This window comes from Streptomyces altiplanensis (assembly GCF_053591575.1).
The window spans coordinates 1-2,365 of record NZ_JBSFUB010000217.1; the positions used below are offsets into that span (position 1 = coordinate 1).

At 65.2% G+C, this 2,365-nt stretch carries 2 protein-coding genes; both read right to left on the reverse strand.

Annotated features, from left to right (window positions below):
• Nucleotides 1-180: 180 nt before the first annotated feature.
• On the reverse strand, nucleotides 181-1,092 hold the full coding sequence (locus ACWD0Y_RS36555) for a MerR family transcriptional regulator (RefSeq protein ID WP_450264560.1): 912 nt from the start codon (nucleotides 1,090-1,092) through the stop codon (nucleotides 181-183).
• 179 nt (nucleotides 1,093-1,271) lie between these two features.
• Complete coding sequence (locus ACWD0Y_RS36560; RefSeq protein WP_450264561.1) at nucleotides 1,272-2,141, reverse strand: IS5 family transposase; 870 nt, start codon at nucleotides 2,139-2,141, stop codon at nucleotides 1,272-1,274.
• Nucleotides 2,142-2,365: the final 224 nt, after the last annotated feature.

The following is a 2,365-nucleotide window of genomic DNA, read 5'->3' on the forward strand; positions in this document are numbered from 1 at the left end:
ACTCATATTGCTCTTCGTGCTCACTACTTGTGACTGCTTCCTCCAGGACCATCTGTCCCAGTATCAAGCCGTCCAGCTCGCGGGGGGAACCTCACACCGTCACACTGGTGCCACCCACCAAACCAACCAGCAGACCCCGGAAACCCGCTTAAATCAGCGGTATTGCCCTTAGGGCGTGTTTTAGGTAGCGGGTGAGTCTTGGGCGGAGAGTTCTACGGCCAGTTCCATACAGCGCAGGCGGGCTGGGGAGAAGTCGTAGGGCATCTTGCCGATGGCTTCGAACACGCTCATGGAGTCAGTCTCCCGCCCGCCGGAGCTGAGATCGGCCTCGTCCTCGCCCTCATGGGCGGGAGCAGGGTGCAAAGCGTCCCAGGCGTCGAAGAGGGCATCGTCGTCCTTTTCCAGACCGGACTTCTCGATGACGGCGTGCAGGGCGCTTTCGAAGGCGTGCCGTTCGGCGGCCACCTGGGCCACGCGCGGATCATCGACGGCGACGCTGTCATCGAGTGCCTCCTCGGCGTCATCGATGCGGTCGGAGTCCTCCCGCAGAGCGGGGTGCGTGGCCAGGACGACGAAGCGGGTGGCCTGGACGGCCGCGCCGAGCGGGCCGAAGATCCGCTCAGTGACCAGCAGGCTGTCCAGGTCCGCCTGACACAGGGAGCCCTCGGGCAGGCTCTTGAGGCGTTCGGTGACGAAGTCGGAGAGCAGACCCACCCGGCTGCCTTCGGTGCGCATCCGCTGCACGGCGGTCCGCTGCCGCCGCACTTCTGCTTCCTGCTCGGCGAGGGTTTCCTCCAACCGTTCCAGGATGCCCGCGATACCGTCTCCGCTGTCCGAACCGGCGGAAGCCGTGACGGTGGTAAAGGCGTCACGGATGTCGTCCAGGGCGATCCCGGCGTCGGTCATCTTGCGAATCCACAGCAGCCGGATCATGTCTTCGTAGCCGTAGCGGCGGCGGTCATCGCCGCCCCGCTCAGGCTCGGGGAGCAGGCCGATCTCGTGGTAATGACGGATCGCCCGCGGCGTGGTGCCGGCGAAGGCCGCCGCGTCACCGATCTTGACCTGGCGAGGTGGCATGAAGGACGAATGCATGAGCAGGGATCTTTCCTCAAGGGATCGGGACGTAAGTCCACCGGACCACATGCCGCTACGGAAGGTGCAACCCCATACGCACCGCCCCGCGCCAATGCCAGGAAATGCGCCCTTCCTCCGTAATGAGCGCAGGGCCGTCCTCTCCTGCTGGGGCATCCGCACGACGGCAGGCTGAGGGTTCACAGCCACTGATGAATCGCCGCGACCTGAACCGTCACCTCGAACCGAACCGCAAGTTTGTCGAACCGGGTCGCCACGGCCCGGTGCTGCTTGAGACGGTTGATCCCGCATTCGACCGCGTGCCGGGCCTTGTAGTCCTCGCGGTCGAAGAAGGGCGGACGGCCACCGCCACGTCCGCGGCGCCTGCGGTTGCGGACCTGATCGACCGGCTCAGGAATCGTGCACCTGATGCCACGTCTGCGCAGGTAGGCGCGATTCGCGCGTGAAGAGTACGCCTTATCGCCTCGCACCCGCAGCGGGCGGCTTCTCGGCCGGCCGACACCAGGCCGGGGCACCCCGATCGCGTTCAGGACCGGCTCGAACTGAGGACTGTCACCGCGCTGCCCGGCGGTGATCAGCAGCGACAACGGCTTCTGTCCCTGCTCACACGCCAGATGAATCTTCGTGGTGAACCCGCCTCGCGACCTGCCCAGTCCATGGTCTTCAGGTTCGGCGCTCACTCCGCCCGGCGGTTCCTTCTGCACAGCACCGCGCCGGCGGGCACCGGCAGCATGCTGGTGTGCCCGGCAGATGGTGGAGTCGACATTGACCTCCCAGAAGATCAGCCCGGCCGCATCAGCCCTCGCCTGCAACAACGTCAGCAGCCGGGCCCGCACACCCCGACGCTGCCATCTCCGGAACAGTCCATACACCGTCTGCCACGGTCCGTACTCGAACGGCAGGTCCCGCCATGGAACTCCGGCCCGAACCCGCCACCGCACACCGTCTACCAGTCGCCGACAGCCAGGCCACCTGCGACTTATGCCCACCGCAGGCAGCAACGACTCCAGCACCGACCACTGCTCATCAGAAAGATCCCCTCGCCCCACACCTTGATCATCAGCATGCAGGGCGTGCATAGAAAACCGAACCTAAAACACGGCCTAGGTCCAATACCGGTGATTTAAGCGGGTTTCCGGGGTCTGCTGGTTGGTTTGGTGGGTGGCACCAGTGTGACGGTGGGAGCCAGTGGTGGGGGTGGGTTGCGGTGGTAGGGATGTTTGAGGTGCCAGTTGCTCATCTTGCGTTTGACGACGCGAGGGTTGGAACGTCG

Coding starts and splice junctions, on each gene's coding strand:
- ACWD0Y_RS36555 (WP_450264560.1), bottom strand. CDS start 1,092: ATGCATTCGTCCTTCATGCCACCTCGCCAGGTCAAGATCGGTGACGCG.